Annotated in this window: 14 protein-coding genes and 1 pseudogene; 8 read left to right on the top strand and 7 right to left on the bottom strand. The window is 63.7% G+C overall.

Annotation, left to right across the window (positions count from 1 at the left end; translation table 11 throughout):
- Position 1 precedes the first annotated feature (1 nt).
- From DRB19_RS30930 to DRB19_RS00220, 3 genes and pseudogenes are all read right to left on the bottom strand, one after another.
- Positions 2 to 1,005 (bottom strand): annotated as a pseudogene (locus tag DRB19_RS30930) (SulP family inorganic anion transporter); the annotation flags it as partial.
- Between the two features lie 287 nt (positions 1,006 to 1,292).
- A complete protein-coding gene (gene ppk2 / locus DRB19_RS00225) occupies positions 1,293 to 2,063 on the bottom strand; it encodes a polyphosphate kinase 2 (RefSeq protein WP_245439214.1) in 771 nt (256 codons plus the stop codon).
- Between the two features lie 115 nt (positions 2,064 to 2,178).
- Positions 2,179 to 3,066 carry a bile acid:sodium symporter family protein gene (locus tag DRB19_RS00220; RefSeq protein WP_114184015.1) on the bottom strand — a complete coding sequence of 296 codons (888 nt, stop codon included), beginning with the start codon at positions 3,064 to 3,066 and terminating at the stop codon, positions 2,179 to 2,181.
- A 320-nt stretch (positions 3,067 to 3,386) separates the two neighbouring features.
- Between DRB19_RS00220 and DRB19_RS00210 the strand changes: the two genes are divergently transcribed.
- Positions 3,387 to 4,493, top strand: a complete 1,107-nt coding sequence (locus DRB19_RS00210; RefSeq protein WP_114184013.1) for an AraC family transcriptional regulator — start codon at positions 3,387 to 3,389, stop codon at positions 4,491 to 4,493.
- A 24-nt stretch (positions 4,494 to 4,517) separates the two neighbouring features.
- Here DRB19_RS00210 and DRB19_RS00205 read toward each other — a convergent pair whose 3' ends face one another.
- The 4 genes from DRB19_RS00205 to DRB19_RS00190 all read right to left on the bottom strand — a co-directional run bounded on the left by DRB19_RS00205 (position 4,518) and on the right by DRB19_RS00190 (position 11,008).
- Positions 4,518 to 6,086: an aspartate:alanine exchanger family transporter gene (locus DRB19_RS00205; RefSeq protein WP_114184012.1), complete on the bottom strand. Its 1,569-nt coding sequence runs from the start codon at positions 6,084 to 6,086 to the stop codon at positions 4,518 to 4,520.
- Positions 6,087 to 6,095: 9 nt separating this feature from the next.
- Positions 6,096 to 6,917, bottom strand: coding sequence for a pyruvate formate-lyase-activating protein (gene pflA / locus DRB19_RS00200; RefSeq protein ID WP_114184011.1), 822 nt, complete (start codon positions 6,915 to 6,917; stop codon positions 6,096 to 6,098).
- Positions 6,918 to 6,928: 11 nt separating this feature from the next.
- The gene (pflB, locus tag DRB19_RS00195) at positions 6,929 to 9,289 is read right to left on the bottom strand and encodes a formate C-acetyltransferase (RefSeq protein ID WP_245439196.1); all 2,361 of its coding nucleotides are present in this window, start codon (positions 9,287 to 9,289) and stop codon (positions 6,929 to 6,931) included.
- Positions 9,290 to 9,364: 75 nt separating this feature from the next.
- Positions 9,365 to 11,008 (bottom strand): L-serine ammonia-lyase, encoded by a 1,644-nt coding sequence (locus tag DRB19_RS00190; RefSeq protein WP_114184010.1) that lies wholly within the window; start codon positions 11,006 to 11,008, stop codon positions 9,365 to 9,367.
- A 588-nt stretch (positions 11,009 to 11,596) separates the two neighbouring features.
- Between DRB19_RS00190 and DRB19_RS00185 the strand changes: the two genes are divergently transcribed.
- The 7 genes from DRB19_RS00185 (at position 11,597) to DRB19_RS00155 (ending at position 18,484) form a co-directional block, all read left to right on the top strand.
- On the top strand, positions 11,597 to 12,403 hold the full coding sequence (locus DRB19_RS00185; RefSeq protein WP_114184009.1) for a DUF2092 domain-containing protein: 807 nt from the start codon (positions 11,597 to 11,599) through the stop codon (positions 12,401 to 12,403).
- Positions 12,400 to 12,705: a hypothetical protein gene (locus DRB19_RS00180; RefSeq protein ID WP_245439195.1), complete on the top strand. Its 306-nt coding sequence runs from the start codon at positions 12,400 to 12,402 to the stop codon at positions 12,703 to 12,705. Before DRB19_RS00185 ends, DRB19_RS00180 begins: the two co-directional genes overlap by 4 nt.
- Before the next feature lie 22 nt (positions 12,706 to 12,727).
- Complete coding sequence (locus DRB19_RS00175; RefSeq protein ID WP_162815539.1) at positions 12,728 to 15,154, top strand: mechanosensitive ion channel family protein; 2,427 nt, start codon at positions 12,728 to 12,730, stop codon at positions 15,152 to 15,154.
- Positions 15,151 to 15,465, top strand: coding sequence for a helix-turn-helix domain-containing protein (locus tag DRB19_RS00170; RefSeq protein WP_114184007.1), 315 nt, complete (start codon positions 15,151 to 15,153; stop codon positions 15,463 to 15,465). The genes DRB19_RS00175 and DRB19_RS00170 overlap by 4 nt, the downstream gene beginning before the upstream one ends.
- A gap of 299 nt (positions 15,466 to 15,764) precedes the next feature.
- Positions 15,765 to 16,742 carry a phosphate acetyltransferase gene (locus DRB19_RS00165; protein WP_114184194.1) on the top strand — a complete coding sequence of 326 codons (978 nt, stop codon included), beginning with the start codon at positions 15,765 to 15,767 and terminating at the stop codon, positions 16,740 to 16,742.
- A 3-nt stretch (positions 16,743 to 16,745) separates the two neighbouring features.
- Positions 16,746 to 17,954 carry an acetate/propionate family kinase gene (locus DRB19_RS00160; RefSeq protein ID WP_114184006.1) on the top strand — a complete coding sequence of 403 codons (1,209 nt, stop codon included), beginning with the start codon at positions 16,746 to 16,748 and terminating at the stop codon, positions 17,952 to 17,954.
- Positions 17,955 to 17,971: 17 nt separating this feature from the next.
- Positions 17,972 to 18,484, top strand: a complete 513-nt coding sequence (locus tag DRB19_RS00155; protein ID WP_114184005.1) for a hypothetical protein — start codon at positions 17,972 to 17,974, stop codon at positions 18,482 to 18,484.
- Positions 18,485 to 18,495: the final 11 nt, after the last annotated feature.

Genomic DNA, 18,495 nt, shown 5'->3' with positions numbered 1-18,495 from the left:
CGAACAGTCCGACGGCCGACGCGATCACAACGGCGGCGAGAGCTGCGGTTGGCAGGGTTCGCAGGAGGTTGGGGGCCATGAGCAAGAGCAGGGCAATGGCAAGTGCGCCGACGATGCCAGTCAGTTACGTGCGCGCGCCGGCAGCTTCGGCCACGGGGGTGCGCGAGCTGCTGCTGCTGATCGGAAAGCCCTGAAAGAACCCGGTGGCAAGATTGGCGGCCCCAAGCCCCACCATCTCCTGGTTGGGAACGACCGTGGTGCGGGTCCGTGCGGCGTAGGCGCGGGAGAGCACGCTGGTGTCGGCGAACGACACCATGGCAACGGCACAGCCGCCGATCAGCACGGGAACGATGTCACCGACCCCGATCCAGGGGATCGAAAAACCAGGCAGGCCTTGCGGAAGTGATCCCAGAATTGCCACGTCATGGCGTTCTGCAAGGTCGAGCATACCGACGATGACAGCGGCGCCAACGACCGCGACCAAGATGCCGGGCACTCGCTTGCTGCCCCGCAACAGCAGGATGGTTGCCAATGCTCCCAGGCCGATCGCAAGGGCCGCCCAGTTCGTCCTACCGGCCAAGATCGCCCCACCGATCGACAACAGGTCCCGCAATGGTCCCGTGCTCTCGACCGAGAAGCCGAACAGCTTAGGGAGCTGGCTGATCAGGACGGTCAAGGCGATGCCGTTCATGTAGCTGTAGCGGATCGGCTTGGACAGGAGCTCGGTCACGAAGCCCAAGCGCGCCAACCCGGCCAAGGTCAGGACCGCCCCCACACGAGCGCCATCATGCCGCCCAGGACGACGGCGCGCTGCGGGTCCCCGCCGGACAACGGCAGCACGACGCCGAGGATGACGGCCGCAAGGGCCGAGTCTGGGCCGAGGACGAGGATGCGGCTCGGTCCGAATACCGCGTAGACCAGCAACGAGACGATCGTGGCGTAGAGGCCGCAGATGCCCGGCATGCCGGATGCCACGGCATAGGCGATCCCGACCGGAACGAGCATGGTCGCCAGCACCAGACCAGCCACGACATCATGGCCCAGCCATGAGGTCTCATAGCGGAGGGGGGTGCTCAGCCCGGGCAACCAGCGCAACCATCCGGCCTCATGACTAATCCCACGCACGGTCGATGTCCCGTCCTGTTGGCCTGGACTTTGAGCCTCATCGCCGCCTGACAGATTGCCTCCATCTGCAGGCGGCATCGTCGCAGCTTCTATTCGGCTGAGGGGAGGTCGATCCACTGAATGCGTGCCAGCCATGACCGTGCTCCGAAATTCTCCCTCATGGCTGCTCAATACCGGGACGGTACGGTTTGTGCTGCGTCCAGTCCTTCCTTGGCCCCCTTCGGCTTCGGCTCGGCCTTGGGCACCTTCGGCAGCTCGACCTTGACCTTTTGGTACGGGATCTGACCGAGCATATGCGCGATCAGGTTCAGCCGCGCCCGGCGCTTGTCATCGGACGGAACGATGAACCACGGGCAGGCCGGCGTGTCGGTGGCGCGCAGCATATCCTGATAGGCCAGCGTGTAATCCCACCAGCGTCGTACCGACTCAGTATCCATCGGGCTGAGCTTCCAATGCTTGACGGGGTCGTCGATCCGGTCGGCAAACCGCCGGCGCTGCTCGTCCTGGCTCACGTCGAGAAAGTACTTGAGCAGAATGATGCCATTGTCGACGATCTCCTGCTCAAACGACGGCACGAGACGCATGAAGCGCTCGTATTCGTCGTCTGTGCAGAAGCCCATTACCCGCTCGACGCCGGCTCGGTTGTACCATGAGCGGTCGAATAGGATGATCTCGCCGGCGGCCGGGAAGTGGGCGATGTAGCGCTGGATGTAGAGCTGGCTCTTCTCGCGCTCGGTCGGCGCGGGCAGGGCGACATGCCGGAACACCCGCGGGCTCACCCGCTGTGTAATGCGGCTGATCACCCCGCCTTTGCCCGCTGTGTCACGGCCCTCGAAGATCACGATGATCCTGGCGCCCGTTGCCTTGACCCAGGTTTGCAAGCGGACGAGCTTCACCTGAAGCTTTCCAAGTTCGGTTTCGAACTCCTTCCGCTTCATGCGCGCAAGAGAGGCATCCGGATGATCCTCTGCGGCCTTGTTCCTCTTCAAGATATCCTGCTGGCCCATTCTCGTGCTCCTTTCTCATTCGTCTCCACGACAACATTGATGCCCATCATTGCACTCTCGCCTGATCATCCGCCCGCACCGCCGCCAGCGACGGGCCCCGCCGCCACCACAGGGCGAGCAGGAGCGACCCGAGCAGTTGAACGAGACCGTAGGCCAGCACCGCCGTCACCGCGGATGGGCCGGCGAAACTGCCGGCTGCAATCACCAAGCCGAGGCCGACATTGCGGATTGAGGTTGTGAGGGCCACCGCCTTGCGGTCCCCGCTCCGCCGACCGCCGGCACCCCACCCGACCCCAAGGCTAACGACTAGGAGGGTCACCATGGCCAGGATGCTACCGGGCCGGATGTCGAGCAGTTGCGGGAAATGCGTGACGAGGATCACCGCTAACGTCGCCGCGTTGAGGACCTTGCCGACCGCAACTGCCGGAGGGAGGAGTCTCGCTGCCAGATTGGGCCGCCAATGATTGACGGCAAGCCCCGCGCACAAGGGGAAGAGTTGGATCGCCAGGATGGCCCGGAGCATTCCGGGAGCATCCACATGCAGGTCCATTCCCCGCGAGGTGAGGGGTAGAAGGAGGAACAGGAGCAGGGGGGCCATGAGCACCGATGAGCCCGCCAGGATGATCGTTAATCCCACTGAGATCGCAGTCTTGCCCCCGGCGAGGGCCGTCAGGGGCGGGCCATAGGGCGCGCCCGAGCATACGGCGAGGATCAGGATCCCGGCGGCGGCCATGGGATCGGCATTCGCCAGAAGGAGGAGGATAACGGCGGCGAAGGGGACGGCCACGTAATTGGCCAAGCCGGCACCAAGGAGCAGCCGCCCGTCGCGCGCCACGCCGATGGCGTCCATGACCCGAACGCCAAGACCGGTAGCAAGCATCATCTCGGTCAGCGTGACGACAAGGAGAAGGTTGATCAGCTGGTCCAGGCTCATCGGCAGCCTCTCCGGGCTTCACTTCTGTCCGGATCGCCATGCCGGACTGTGGGAGGCAATCAGCATTGCGCTGATCGGTCCGGCGGGCTTGACGGTTTGGGACAGGTCTTTGACCAGTTCGGACATCAAGGAGGCAAGCTTCCTGAAAATAGCCCCAATCAACAGCTAACCTAAGTTAATCCTCATGAAGGATTGGTGCTGGTCCAAGTCTTGGTTCTCGACGACCCCTTCGAACACGCCGGCCGTGCGATTTCGCACCGCGCAGCTGCGTGAGACCCTTTTAGCTTTCGAATTGCGCTTAAGAATTCAGCGAGGCGGCCATGACGACGGTCAAAAGCATCGTGCCTCCGCCCACGAGTACCGGCCGAGAGAACTCCACACTGAGCCCGCCAAGGGTTCTGGCGGGGCCCGTGCGGTCGCTGCCGCCTGGCTATATCCACCTGGGAGTCGCCAAGGAGATCGTCCCTACGCTGCGCGATTTCGGCATCGATCCCGATCCCGTCATCCAGGAGGCGGGGCTCGATCCGCATCTCTTCGACGACGGAGCGAATGTCATCCCACACGCCGCTCTGGGCCGGCTGCTCACCCTGAGCGTGGCCCGTACCAACTGCCCTCACTTTGGGCTGCTGGTGGGCCGGCGCGCCACGATCCTGTCGCTTGGCATGGTCGGACGGCTGATGCAACATTCGGAGACGGTGGGCGACGCCATGCGCGCCCTGGTATCCAACCTGAGCATCCAGAACCGGGGCTCCGTGCCGTCGCTGACGATTATCGGCGACACCGCGATCTTCACCTTCTCGGTCTACCAGCCGAAAGCCGAGAGCGCGGACCAGATCTTGGACGGATCGCTCGCGGTTGCAGTCAACGCCCTGCGTGCCCTGTGCGGGTCCGAGTGGGCCCCGACCGAGGTGCTGCTGCCCCGAGCCGGCTCGGTGGATCAGACGCCGTACCGGCGTCATTTCCGGGCGCCCGTGCGGTTCGATCAGGAAAGCGCTTCCATTGTCTTCCCGGCTCAAGATCTGAAACTGCGCGTAGCTGGTGCCGATCCCATGATGCGGGCCATGCTGGAGGAACGGATTGGGCAACTGATGGGTGCCGGGAACTCGCAGTTCTCGGACGACATCCGACGGTTGCTGCGCACCCAGCTGACCGGCAACCACTGTTCGGCGGACGGCATCGCTCATTTGCTGGCGATGCACCGCCGCACCCTGAGCCGTCGTCTGAAGGATACCGGCGCGGGCTACCGCGCGATTGCGAATGAAATCCGGTTCGAGTTCGCCCGGCAACTGTTGGCGGACACCCACGTGCCGCTGGCCCAGATTGCGGCCGCCCTTGGCTATTCCGAGGCGAGCGCCTTCACCCGCGCCTTCCGGCGTTGGTCGGGCCAGACGCCAACAGCTTGGCGCGACGAACCCCACCAAGGGTGACGCGAAGGGTGGCACGCCACGGCTTCAACTCAGCAGGACCTGAACGGCGATGATCTTGACGATGGTCATGCTCGGGAAGCAGATCGCATAGCCGATGTCCGTCCTCTCGGTCGGCGCAAGACGGCCTGCTGCAACGACGATAGCGGGATTGCCGGTCGAGCCGGCACAGACACCGAGCAGATCATCGAAGGGAAAGCGCAGCAAATACCCGCCGGCGAGGACAGTCAGGACCAGGGTGAGCAGGACGGCGACCCCGCCAAGGAGAATCTGAATGCCGTTGGATGTCACCGTCTGCACGAACGGCCCGCCTGCGCCGATCGCAACCGATCCGATGAATATGGCCAGGCCGAGGTTCCGCAGAACCAGATTTGCCACTACCGGCATTCCCCAACCGATGGGACCTGTGCGACCAAGTCGGCCAAGGACTAGGGCCATGACGAGCGGGCCGCCGGCGACACCCAGGCTGAAGGTGCCTCCCCCAGGCAGGGGGACCGGAACCATCCCGAGCAGCAGCCCGAGCGCGATTCCGACCCCGATGGACACGAAGGACAATTCGGCGTTGCCCTTGATGCTGTCGCCGAAATAACGCTGGACCTCGGCTTTCCGGCCCGTCGGAACGGCCGTCACGAGGAGATCGCCGAACTCGATGGTCAGGTCTGAGGTCGCGATCAACTCCACATCGCCCCGGCGCACGTGCGAGATCATGACAGGGAAGTTGGGAAGAGAGATGTCCCGAAGAGGCTTGCCAACAAACGCTGCCTTCGAAACGTAGACGCGCACGACATCATAGTTCGCGCGATCCCGGCTCAGGCGTCCGGGTTCCTCCCGTCCGATGAAGGCCTTAGCCTGTTCAATGCTTCCTGGGCTGCCGACAAGCAGCAGACCGTCGCCCTCGTGCAGCTTTGTCTCGGCGGCAGGTGGCGCGTTCACATGGTGCTGGCGTACTGCAACAATCTTCACGTCTGCTGGCAGGACCTCGGAGATCTCGCGGACCGTCCGATCTTCGCTGTTGGTGTCAAGGGTCAGCTCGGCAAGCCGCACGTTCTGTTTTGGTGCATCGAATTTGGGCTTAACCAGAGCAGCCATGAGGGTCATCAGAATGATTGGCCCCATCACCCCGAAGGGATACGATACCGAGTAACCGATTGCCGGATCCTGGTTGCCCGCCGCGGTCAGCGCCGCCTGCAGGGTCGGCGTGCTGGTGCCGGACCCTGCGAACAATCCGGCCGCTGTCGCGAGCGTAATCCCAAGCGGCTCGGCAAGCAGCATCGCGACGAAGAGAGAGGCAACGACCGCAACGGTCGCAAGAGCAATGTATTTAGGGCCAGGACCGCGGATGTTGGCGAAAAACTGCGGCCCGTACTGGATGCCGACCCCGTAGACGAACATCACGAGGCCGATGGTGCCGACCAGCCCGGGAGGCGCTGCCTTCGGGGCAATGGCGCCAATGATCAAGCCACTGAACAATACCGCGCCGGCGCCAAACGACACGCCGGCAACCGAGATCTGTCCGAGCGCGTAACCGGCGGCGATGGCGAGAAACAGCGCCAGCAATGGTGATGACTCAAGCAGGGTCCGAACAAGGTTCATCATCGCCTCCGCTCATCTCGCACGGCAGCCTGCCTCACGAAACTGCTCCAGCACCCGCGCCACCAACTCGGGCGAGGGGGACAGGGTCTCGGAAAGCTCGTAGTTCAGTCCCATGGACCTCCATTTGAAGGCGCCCATCTGGTGAAACGGGAGAACCTCGACCCATTCGACGTTGCGCATTAACGCCACGAAACGGGCAATCCCCTCGACGTTGGCCGGATCATCGGTCAGGCCTGGGACCAATACGAACCGCACCCAGACTGGCTTGCCGAGGGCCGCCAGGCGCTCCGCGAATTGCACGGTTGGCTTGATGTCCTGGCCCACGGCGCGGCGGTAGGTCTCCGGATCCCAGGACTTGATGTCGAGCAGCACGAGATCGACCTGGCGCAGGTACTCGTCATCAGCCCGCCCGCCGAGGAAGCCTGACGTGTCCAAGGCCGTGTGGAGGCCCATCCCCTTGGCGGCCGCAAAGAGACGCTTGGTGAAGTGCACCTGAACCAGCGGTTCCCCACCCGATATCGTCAGTCCGCCATCCATGGCACGCAGCGGCGCTGCGTAGGCTTCGAGAGCGGTCCTGGCACGCTCGAATGACACGCGTGTGCCGTCCTTGAGATGCCAGGTGTCCGGGTTGTGGCAATACAGGCATCGCAGCAGGCAGCCGCTCATGAACACGACGACCCGGATCCCGGGCCCGTCGAGGGTGGACCCGGTCTCGTAGGAGTGAATCCACCCGAAGTCGCCCCGGGGATCATTGAAGGTGGTCGTGTCAGGCGCGTCCGGGGATCGCGCCTGCTGCAAGTCGTACCGGCTGTGGGCCCAGGACTCGTCGGCCATGACATCAAGCCTTACTCACCGTGGAACGTCCGGCTAATCACATCCATCTGCTGTTCGCGGGTCAGACGCACGAAATTAACCGCATAGCCTGACACCCGGATCGTCAGTTGCGGGTACTTGTCAGGATGTTCCATCGCATCGAGCAGGGTGTCGCGGTTGAGGACATTGAGGTTCATGTGGAACCCGCCCTGGCCGCAATAGGTGTCGAGCACCTTCACCGCCTGCGCGATCTTCTCGCCCTGATCCAGGCGATTGAGGCTCGGTGTGACAGACACGGTGTAGCTGATGCCGTCCTGCGCATCTGCATAGGGAAGCTTCGCGACAGACAGGCAGGAGGCGAGCCATCCATGGCTGTCGCGGCCGTGCATCGGATTGGCGCCGGGGGCGAAGGGTTCTCCCGCCTTGCGTCCGTCCGGCGTGTCGCCGGTGTTCTTGCCGTAGACGACGTTGCTCGTGATGGTCAGGACCGACTGCGTGTGAACGGCGTTCCGGTAGGTCGGATGCTTGCGGATCTTCCTCATGAAAGTGGAGACCAGATCGGCCGCGATGCTGTCCACACGGTCGTCATTGTTGCCGTATTTCGGGAAATCGCCCGCGATCGCGTAGCCAACGATCAGGCCGTCATCGCGCCGAATGGGCTTCACCTGTGCATGCTTGATGGCAGACAGGCTGTCGGCAACGACCGACAGGCCGGCGATGCCGAACGCCATCGTGCGCAGGATCTGCTGATCATGGAGCGCCATTTCCAGGCGTTCGTAATAGTACTTGTCATGCATGTAGTGGATGCAGTTCATGGCATGGACGTAGGTTCGTGCCAGCCATTCCATCATGGTGTCGAACTTCGCCGAGACGTCATCGTATTCCAGAACATCGCCGGATACCGGGGAGGCTGCCGGACCAATCTGTTCTCCGCTGACCTCATCCCGCCCACCGTTGATGGCATAGAGCAGGCACTTGGCGAGGTTGACGCGCGCGCCGAAGAACTGCATCTGGTTGCCGATGCGCATGGCCGAGACGCAGCACGCGATGCCGTAATCGTCGCCCCAGTAGGGACGCATCAGATCGTCATTCTCGTACTGAATGGACGATGTCTCGGCCGAAACCTTGATGCAATAGCGCTTGAAGCCGTCCGGAAGCTGCTTCGACCAGAGTACCGTCATGTTGGGCTCGGGCGCCGGACCAAGGTTCGTGAGCGTGTGCAGCATGCGGAAGCTCGTGCGGGTCACCAGCGGGCGACCGTTGAGATCCATGCCGCCGACGCATTCGGTCGCCCAGTAAGGGTCGCCGGAGAACAGGGCGTCGTAGTCGGGCGTGCGCAGGAAGCGAACGATGCGCAGCTTTTGGACGAGCTGGTCGATGAGTTCCTGAGCGCCCACCTCATCTAGGTGCCCACTCTTCAGGTCGCGCTCGATGTAGATGTCGAGGAATGACGAGATCCGGCCGATGGACATGGCGGCGCCGTTGGCTTCCTTGATGGCGCCGAGATAACCGAAATAGGTCCATTGTACGGCTTCGCGGGCATCGGATGCCGGACGCGCGATGTCGAGACCGTAATTCTTGGCCATCTCCGCCAAGTCGGTCAGGGCCCGCATCTGCTCGGACAGTTCCTCGCGCTCGCGAATCACATCGTCCGTCGGCCACTTGGCATCGAGCAGCGCGCGTTCGGCGCGTTTGGCGGTCAGCAGTCTCTCGGTTCCGTACAAGGCCACGCGGCGGTAATCGCCGATGATCCGCCCACGCCCATACGCATCGGGCAGTCCAGTGACGATGTGGCTGCGCCGACAGGCCATGATCTCAGGCGTGTAGGCATCGAAGACCCCGTCGTTGTGGGTCTTGCGGTACTTGGTGAAGGTCTCGTGCACGATGGGGTCGGGCTCGAACCCTGCAGCCTTCAGTCCCGCCTCGACCATACGCAATCCGCCATACGGCATGATCGCGCGTTTGAACGGCGCATCGGTTTGCAGCCCGACGATTACCTCGTTGTCGCGGTCGATGTAGCCGGGCCCGTGGGAGGTGAGCGATGACGGGGTCTTGGTGTCGACGTCCAGAACGCCCTTGCGGATCTCCTCCCTGAAGTAGGGTTGCAGCTTTTCCCAGACGGCTTTCGTTCGTGCGCTGGGCGCAACAAGAAAGGTTTCGTCGCCGTCATAGGGCGTGACGTTGCGCTGAATGAAATCGCGGACATCGACAACGGTCTGCCAGCGCCCGGATGCGAAGCCCAGCCACTCATTCAACACGCCTTCGGCTTCCGACTCGTTGCCGGCGCCGGCGGCTGGTGAGCCGCCAGCCTGGCGTTTTTGGGATGGTTGTTTTGGTGGAGGCTGCACCGGTGTATCCGCGGACCTCCGAGCAGCAATGGCTTCATCAGGCATGATGGCATCCTCCGATAGCGCTTGAGACCTTCACTCGACGCATCTTCGGCCGTTTGCGCGCGGCCACTGGACGCCTCAGCAGAGCACCAGGTTCTGGGCGAGCCCGGCCTCGCTCGTTTCCTTGTATTTCGGGTTCATGTCGCGTGCGGTGTCGGCGAGGGTCTTGATCGTGGTGTCGAGATCCACCCGGTGGCGGCTTGCGATCTCGTTGGTGGCGATCATGGCAGCTGTCCACGCCTTCACTGCCCCGAAGGCGCAACGCTCAATGCAGGGAACCTGTACATACCCCGCGACCGGATCGCAGGTCATGCCGAGGTGATGCTCCAGCGCCGATTCGGCCGCATTCTCGATCACGTGCGGCGGGCTGTTCTGGACCTGCGTAATCAGGGCTGCCGCCATTGCGGAGGCAACGCCGATCTCGGCCTGGCATCCGCCTTCCGCCGCGGCCAGAGTGGCGTTGTGCTTGCATAGGTAGCCGACGGCCGCGCCGGCCAATAGGCCTTCCCGGATCTTGTCCATCGGCACCGCGCGGCTGCTCTGGGTCAGGGCGTAGACGACGGCCGGCATCACCCCTGCCGAGCCGCCCGTCGGTGCGGTGATGACCAAGTGGCCGCGGGCATTCTCCTCGGAGGCGGCCAGGGCGAAGGCCGATACCAGTCCGATGGCGCGGTCGCTCATGTAGGTGTCATCCATCGCCCGCTCATAGACCGTCGCCGCCTTGGAGTGGAGCTTGATCGGCCCAGGCAAGACGTCATCCTTGTAGGAAAGGCCGGTCTTCACCGTGGCGATCATCGCGTTAGCGATCTTGTCCAAGAACGCGTTGATCTGCTCCTCAGTCTTTCCGGACACGGCGATCTCATTCGCCATGACGACGTCTGCAATCGAGAGGTTGTTGTTCTCCGCGTGCTGGCGCAGTTCCTTCATGGTCGCGTACGGATATTTCGGCTGCCCCTTCTTGGGTGGCTCGTAGCCCTTCCACTCGATGAACCCGCCGCCGACAGAGTAATACTCCTGCTCATAAAGGACTTTGTCACCGGCCATGAGGCGGGCCGTCATGGTGTTCGGGTGCGGGAAATCGCCCTTCGGTGCGTCGTAGACGATGTCCGCAAGGGACAGATTGAACGTCTTGCTTCCGAGCTGCACCGGGTAAGTCTGCTGCGGCTTGGCGATCATCTCGTCGAGGAACAACGGATCGACGGTAGCCGGTTCCTTGCCGACCAACCCGGCGAGAGCGGCGCGTTCGGTGCCGTGGCCCTTGCCTGTCGCGCTGAGGCTGCCGAAGAGGTGGACCTTCAGGCCGGTGGCCTGCGCCAGTTGGTCCGCAGGCAGCTTCGCACAGCGTTGATAGAAGTCATACGTGATGCGCATGGGCCCAATCGTGTGCGAACTCGAGGGGCCAGGGCCGACCTTATAAAACTCGTCGGCCACCGTCATGACCGGACCTTTCGATGATTTGACAACATCGAGATCGGGTGAGAGGGCCGAACTCATCTTGAGGCCAGCATTGCCTCCCGCGGCTTCCCTCTTGGCCTGTTGCGCGGCGGCCTCTGTTGCCGCCTGCTGCGCGCGGGCCTCGGGGGCCCAAGTCGTACCGGTCATCACCGCCGCCGCACCGATGGCGGCATGGCGCACGAGGAACGCCCGACGGTCTAGTCCCGATGAAACGTCGGGTGATTCCGGCAGGGCAGGAAAAGGCTCGTCCTTGCTTCGCTTGGTCATGCGCGCGTCCTCCTGCTGGGGATCCGGAGGCGCGTCATGACTTCAGCGGCTCCGCCCTGTTCTCGAAGGAAGAGTTTCGTCTTCCTTTCGGCGTTACCTTAAGTCGATTGGGAGGATGTGCTTGATCGAAGGAGACAATCTCTTGACAGTTTTGGCCGTTTCCTCCGCTCCGATATGTGAGGCAGAAAGGCTATGACCTGATAGAGTATGACCTAATGCGGGTTGAAGCCAAGCCGCCTTGCCGGCTGCGTGGCGGGCCCGGTGCAGCCTTTGTGCTTAGCACCCGTGCGGGGTCATCGCTTGATCCCGACCTTGAAAAAGGTGCTCCAGACCGAACAGAACCGTCCATGTCGTCCATGTGATGTGTGGTCCATGCCTCATGATCCCTGCTTGGTGGGGCGCGACTCTTGGGCGAAGCTCCTCGAAATGACATGGCAAAGGGCCCAAACTGTCCGAAGATTGTCCCCACCGGTCAAGCAAGCCTCCGTGGCTGGCCTAAGGTGATCCCATAGGCTCTCGATCCAGGCGGGCGATGCGCGACTGCTCGCGCTGGTTCTTGCCGCCTGATAGTCCTGGGAGGATCACGCGATGAGACGAGGTACCTGTTCACCTTCGGGCGCGGCGCTCAGAAAGTCCGGGCTGGGCCTTCTCGCTGCCATTGCCATCACCGGTGCGCCCGCGGCATGGGCAACGGAGGGGGAGGCGCATACCATCCTTAAGGCGATGGCAGACTATGTCGGCCGCCAGGAGAACCTGTCACTCAAATATGATGCCGATGTCGAGGTGGTGACACCGGCTGTCGAGAAGATCCAGTTCAGCGCCTCGGGGGACATCGCCTTGAGCCGTCCGAACAGGTTCCGGGTCAGCCGAACCGGCGGCTACGCCGATGTCGAGCTCATCTCAGATGGATCCAACGTGACGATCTTTGACCGTGGCGGCAACCGGTTCGCCAAGGTGCCCGCCGCCAGCTCGTTCGACGAGGTCGTCGACCGGCTTCGGACCGAGGCCCCGCTTGAACTTCCGGGGGCGGATCTCCTGTTGTCGAAGCCCTACGAGGAACTGACGGCCGGGGTGGTAGAGGCCAAGCATATCGGCCGCGGCGTCGTCGAAGGCGTCGAGTGCGAGCATCTCGCCTTCCGCAACCTCGATACCGATTGGCAGATCTGGGTTGAGGTCGGCGAGCGACCGGTGCCGCGCAAGTACGTGATCACCAGCAAGGCGGTCGGTGCCGCTCCCCAGTACACGCTGCGGCTCCGGGACTGGAAGACCGGTGTCAGCCCGGCATCGGATGCGTTCGCGTTTAAGCCGCCGGAAGGCGCCAACGGCGTCGCGATCACTCTGCTCCAAGACATTGATGACATTCCCGCAGGGGTCATCCCCGGAGGTGCGAAATGAACACGTCAGGCTTGAGGATGCTGTCCCGCACCGCGCTCGCGTTGCTTGCCGGCGGCGCGGCCCTGCTCTGGAACGGTGATGGTCCTGTTTTCTCCGGTTCGCTCGTCAGCCAGGCGGAGGCGAGGGTCGGGCGGCCGGCGACGCCCATGAGCTATGCCGGCGTTGCTCGCCGGACCACCCGCAGGTCGGCCGCCTATGGTGCGGCCGCTGGAGCCGCGGCGGCTGGGGCCTACTATTACGCGGCCCCGGGCTGCCGGCAGGTCGTGAACTCCTATGGCCAGATCGTCTATCGCTGTCCGTAACCGGTCGGGATGGGAGCAGATCGTGAGCGCAAGATCTGAGGGCAAGGCGATCCGGGGGTCGTCAGGCGCCGTGTGGCGACTGCTGTTCCTGTTTCTTGTCGGCATCGGTCCTGCCTGCGCCCAGACCGCCCCGACTCCGGCTGCTCCCCCGCCCCAGGTCCAGGAGCTTCTGCGGCTCCTGGACGATCCTGCCACCCGGACATGGATTGACCAGCAGAGACAGCCGCCAGCATCCGTAGGCGAGGGGGTGCCGCAACCGCCGCAGGGCATGAGCTCCGAGATGCTGGCCATGCGCGTCGAGGCGATGCGGGCGCATTTTGCCGCGTTGGCGACGGCGCTGCCCCGTCTGCCCCAGGAGTTCGGGCGAGCTGCCGGCCTGCTGTCGGAGGAACTTCAGCGCCGATCCCTCCTCGATGTCGTTGTCCTTGTGCTCGGCTTCCTCGGCCTCGGCGCCGGAGCCGAGTGGGCTTTCAGGAGGGCTACGGCAGCGGCGCAGGAGCGGGTTGCCTCCCGGTCGCCGGCGACAGCGGACGAGCGCGTCCAGATGACCGGCATGCGCCTGGCGTTCGGCCTGGCCCATGTGGCCATCTTCGCCTTTGGGAGCATCGGTGCGTTCCTCGTCTTCGATTGGCCGCCCCTGCTGAGGCGGGTCGTGCTCGCTTATCTCTTTGCGGCGTTCCTGCTGCGCCTTGCCGTTCTGGCGGGGCGGATCCTGCTCTCCCCCCGGCTGATGGGAAGCCACGATCCTGAAGCCATCCGTGTTATTCCCATGATCGATGAGGCGGCGCGGTTCTGGTACCGCCGTATGGTGCTGTTCGTCGGCTTGTTCGCGTTCGGCTGGGCGACCGCCGAGCTCGTGCGGACCCTCGGGTTCTCGCCGGAAGGCCGCAAGCTGGTCGCCCACATTCTGGGTATTGGCCTTCTGGTCATCGCGGTCGAGGCCGTCTGGAGATGGCCAACTCCTCCCGCTGTTGCATCGGAAGCATCCGAAAGCCGTCATCGGCACCATGCTCTCGTGCCGTGGCTGCTGTCGCTCTACCTTGTCCTGCTGTGGGGATTGTGGGTTGCGGGCCTGACGGGCCTGTTCTGGCTGCTGGTCATGGCCGTCGTGCTGCCCCAGGCGGTGAAGATCACCAAAGCGTCCGCCCGTCACCTGCTGCGGTCACCGGAAGGCGCGGCCGCCAACCATCCCGAGTTGGGTGCCGTTTATTTGGATCGGGGTATCCGGGCACTCCTGATCGTCGCGGCCGCCCTTTTTCTGGCTGGGGTCTGGAATATCGAGCTGACCAGTCGCGACACGGTCGCAACCCGGCTTATTCGCGGTGCACTCAGCAGCATCGTCATCCTGCTCGTTGCCGACCTCATCTGGCAGGTCGTGAAGACGCATATCGACCGGCGTCTAGTCCGCCTGCAGGCCGAAGCTCCTCCCGGCAGCGAGGCCGCCTTGAGCCAGGCGCGGATCCGTACCTTGCTGCCGATGTTTCGGATGGCCGCCTTCATTGCCTTGGCCGCTGTGGCCGTGCTGATGACCCTCTCGTCGCTGGGGGTGGATATCGGTCCCCTGATCGCAGGCGCGGGGATTTTCGGCGTCGCCATCGGCTTCGGCTCGCAGACGCTCGTCCGGGACATCATCAGCGGGATCTTCTATCTGCTCGACGATGCCTTCCGGGTCGGCGAGTGCATCCAGAGCGGCAGCTACAAGGACACCGTGGAGAAACTAGGCTTCCGCTCCGTAAAGCTGCGGCACCATCGTGGTCCCGTCTTCACGATCCCGTACGGGCAACTTGGGGCCGTGGAGAACATGAGCCGCGACTGGGTCATCGACAAAATGACCATCAACGTCACCTACGACACCGATCTCGACAAGGCGAAGAAGGTCATCAAGCAGGTCGGCAAGGAGCTGGCGGCGGATCCGGATTTTGCGCCTAATATCATTGAGCCGCTGAAGATGCAGGGCGTAGAGCAGTTCGGTGAATTCGCCATCCAGTTGCGCATGAAGATGATGACCCGCCCAGGCGAGCAGTTCGTGATCCGGCGCAGGGCCTACGCAATGCTCAAGACGGCCTTTGACGAGAACGGGATCAGGTTCGCGTCCCCGACCGTGCAAGTGACGGGCCGCGAGGAGGCCGAGCCGGCGGAGCCGCCCGACAGGCGCTCAAGCTCGTCAAGGGGGCGCCGCCCGAGGAGGGTGCCTAGCCGGTCCCCGTGCCTGCCTTATCCCAACTGTCAAGAGGAAGTCTCACGGGGTCAAGCAGGCGGATGGGGAGAGGCTAAGATGGGCTCGTCCGGCGAGCGACGGCCTGCCAGAGAGGGGAAGGAACCGTGGAAACGCCATTCACCCACAGCGCAGACGAGCCGAACTCACTCCATGGTGCCGGCCCTCTCACCGAGGACTTGCGTCGTGTACTGCGGACCGAGCTGCTCCGGGATTCCTGTTCCGCCGCCATGATTGCCCAGCTGTTCTCGATGCACCGCCGCACCATGAGCCGTCACCTGCGCATGGAAGGCCTCGCGTTCCGGCAGGTCGCCAACGAGGTTCGCTTCGAGATTGCGTGCGAGCTGTTGGAGAATACCGACATGGCGCTAAGCCAGGTTGCGGCTGCCCTGAAGTACTCTGAATTGAGCGCGTTCACGCGCGCCTTTCGGCGCTGGTCAGGACAGACCCCATCGGCGTGGCGCCGCGGTCACTCTCGGATCAGGAAACCGCGGCTTCGAAAACTGCGCCGTGTCCGCCCAGGTCCCGGCGGCCGTTCAAACTGATCGAACGATCCCTGCTGACATGGTCATCCTGCGGATGGGAGAAATGGGCTATGAGGCTCCCCGAGGATGGGCGGGACGGTGATCCCGCTTGCTTCCCGCACGGCAGTCCAAAACTGTCAATGCGATGGCCCAACAGGTCAAGCAGCCGGATTGGAACGGGCCATACTCGCTCCTGCAAACAAGCCGGGCGGCTGCGGACCTGGGATTAGGCTTCGCTTCCGCACGCTCCTCGCAACCCCGGCGACTCCTCCGGGCGGTCCACTGCGACCGTCCATCGGGAGCAGAGCATGGAGGCCAGCATGACGGTTGCGGTGAAAGCCCAAGGTGGGTCTCAGGATCAGCGGCGACATGACAAGTACGACCGGCTCGTGTTGGCTGCCCAGTCCCTTCCGAAGTTGAAGGTGGCCGTGGCGCACCCGTGTGATGCGGCCTCCTTGGGCGCGGTGTTCGAGGCGGCGGGGCTCGGCCTGATCGAGCCAATCCTCGTGGGTCCTCTGGCCAGGATCACGGCCGCTGCGGAGGCGCTTGGCAACGACGTTTCCACGATGCGCATCGTGGATGCCCCGCACAGCCATGCGGCGGCGGAGGCGGCCGTTGAGCTTGTTAAGTCCGGCCAGGCCGAGGCGCTGATGAAGGGAAGCCTGCACACGGACGAGCTCATGGGCGCGATCGTTCGTCGCGAGGGCGGACTGCGCACAGCGCGCCGGATTAGCCACTGCTTCGTCATGGACGTGCCTGGCCACGACACCGCGCTGATCATCACCGACGCCGCCGTCAACATCGCGCCGACGCTGGAGGACAAGGTCCACATCGTCCAGAACGCTATTGACCTTGCTCGGGCGTTGCGGGTCGATCCAGTGCGGGTTGCGATCCTGTCGGCAATGGAGACCGTCAATCCAAAGGTGCCCTCGACGATCGAGGCCGCGGCTCTGTGCAAGATGGCTGACCGCGGCCAGATCACGGGCGGGATCCTCGACGGTCCTCTCGCACTCGATAATGCCATCGATCTCGGCGCGGCCAAGATCAAGAAGATCCAGTCGCCCGTGGCCGGACATGCCAATGTCCTCGTGGTTCCAGATCTCGAAGCCGGCAACATGCTCGCCAAGAGCCTGACCTTCCTCGCCGACGCCGATGCCGCCGGCATCGTGCTCGGGGCCCGCGTGCCGATCATCCTCACCAGCCGGGCGGACTCGACGATCACCCGGCTCGCCTCCTGCGCTGTGGCCTCGCTCGCCGCCGACGCGCAACGCAGACAACTCTCTGTCCCGGAGGTCTGAGCCATGATTCCCGTCCTCATTGTCCTCAACGCGGGCTCATCGAGCCTCAAGTTCCAGCTCTTCGATATTGAGGGAGATGTCGAGCCGCGACTGGTCTGGAAGGGTCTGTACGAAGGTCTGGGGGGTGCTGCTCATTTCATCGTCAGGCACGCCGGGGGCGCGGACCTCGACGAGATGTCATGGACGTCCGGGGCAGAGTTCGGGCACGAGGAGGCGTTGATGCACCTGATCTCCTGGTTGCGGCAGCATCAGGAGCGGCGCACGCTTGCCGCCATTGGACACCGGGTGGTTCATGGCGGACAGGCCTTCTCTGCTCCAGTGCTGGTCGACGACCACGTCGTCCAAGCGCTCGAAAAGCTGGTGCCGCTCGCGCCCTTGCATCAACCCCACAATCTGGAGCCGATCCGGATCGTGCGCCGCCGCCTGCCGGGGGTCCCGCAGGTTGCCTGCTTCGACACCGCTTTCCACCAGACGCAGTCCGACATCGCGAGCCTGTTCGCCCTGCCACGCGAGATGCGCGAGCGCGGCGTGCGGCGTTATGGCTTTCATGGGTTATCCTACGACTACGTTTCGTCCGTACTGAAGGACTATGACCCGCGCCTCGCTGAGGGGAGGGTGATTGTCGCCCATCTCGGCAACGGCGCCAGCCTGTGCGCCCTCAAAGGTGGCGTCAGCATCACGACGACTATGGGCTTCTCCGCCCTCGACGGTCTGCCGATGGGAACCCGCTGCGGCGCCGTCGATGCAGGCGTCATCTTCTACATGCTCCGGGAAATGAAGCTTACGCCGGAGGAGGCCGAGCGCGTGCTCTACACCAAATCCGGGCTGCTTGGGGTTTCCGGCCTCTCAAACGACATGCGCGTTCTGCGGTCGAAGGCGACGACAGATGTGGATGCCCGGCGGGCCATCGATCTGTTTGTTTATCGCATCACGCGCGAAATTGGCTCCCTCATGGCCGCTCTCGGCGGGGTTGACGGGCTGGTCTTCACGGCCGGGATTGGCGAGAACGACACCGCGACGCGGGCCGAGGTGGTGGGCTGCCTCGCCTGGGCTGGGCTCGCCCTCGATGAGGCCGCCAACCGCACCGGCGGACCGCGGATCTCTTCCGGATCCGGGCCCACCGCTTGGGTCATCCCCACCAACGAGGAACTGGTGATCGCCCGGCAGACGCGCACCGTCCTCAACGCCACGCGGGCCAAACTTGCATCCTGAACACGGAGATCGAAGCCATGGAAACGCTGAAGACCAAGTTGGACGAAAGCAAGGCCCAGCAGGAGCTCGGGGACGAGATGTTCATGTCGGCCGCTGACCTGCGAACCTACATGACCGAAATGCAGATGGCGAAAGCCATGAAGTTGGTTGATGGCATGGATCGGGCGGAAAAGGCACGCCACGACCTGATCAAGCGGATGGCCGAGCCCATCGATCTGACGCCCGAGCGTTTGCAGGAGATCCTGCAGCCGCTGAAATCAAAGCTTCGCTCTGCTGCGGAACGCGGCGAGACCGAGCTGCTGGTCATGAGGTTTCCCAGCAGCCTGTGCTCGGACAAAGGCCGTGCCATCAACAACGCGGATCCGGACTGGCCGGACACCCTCACCGGACGCCCGCGCCAGGCTTATGAACTTTGGCAGAACCAGCTTAGGCCGGCTGGATTTAGGCTCAGCGCGATGATCATCGAATGGCCAGGAGGGTTCCCAGGGGATGTCGGCTTCTTCCTCAAATGGGGCGAGGCCAAGAAATAAACCCCTTCTGA

This window comes from Microvirga aerophila, assembly GCF_003332305.1.
Lineage (GTDB): Bacteria > Pseudomonadota > Alphaproteobacteria > Rhizobiales > Beijerinckiaceae > Microvirga > Microvirga aerophila.
This window is presented reverse-complemented; position numbering and strand designations above follow the sequence as displayed.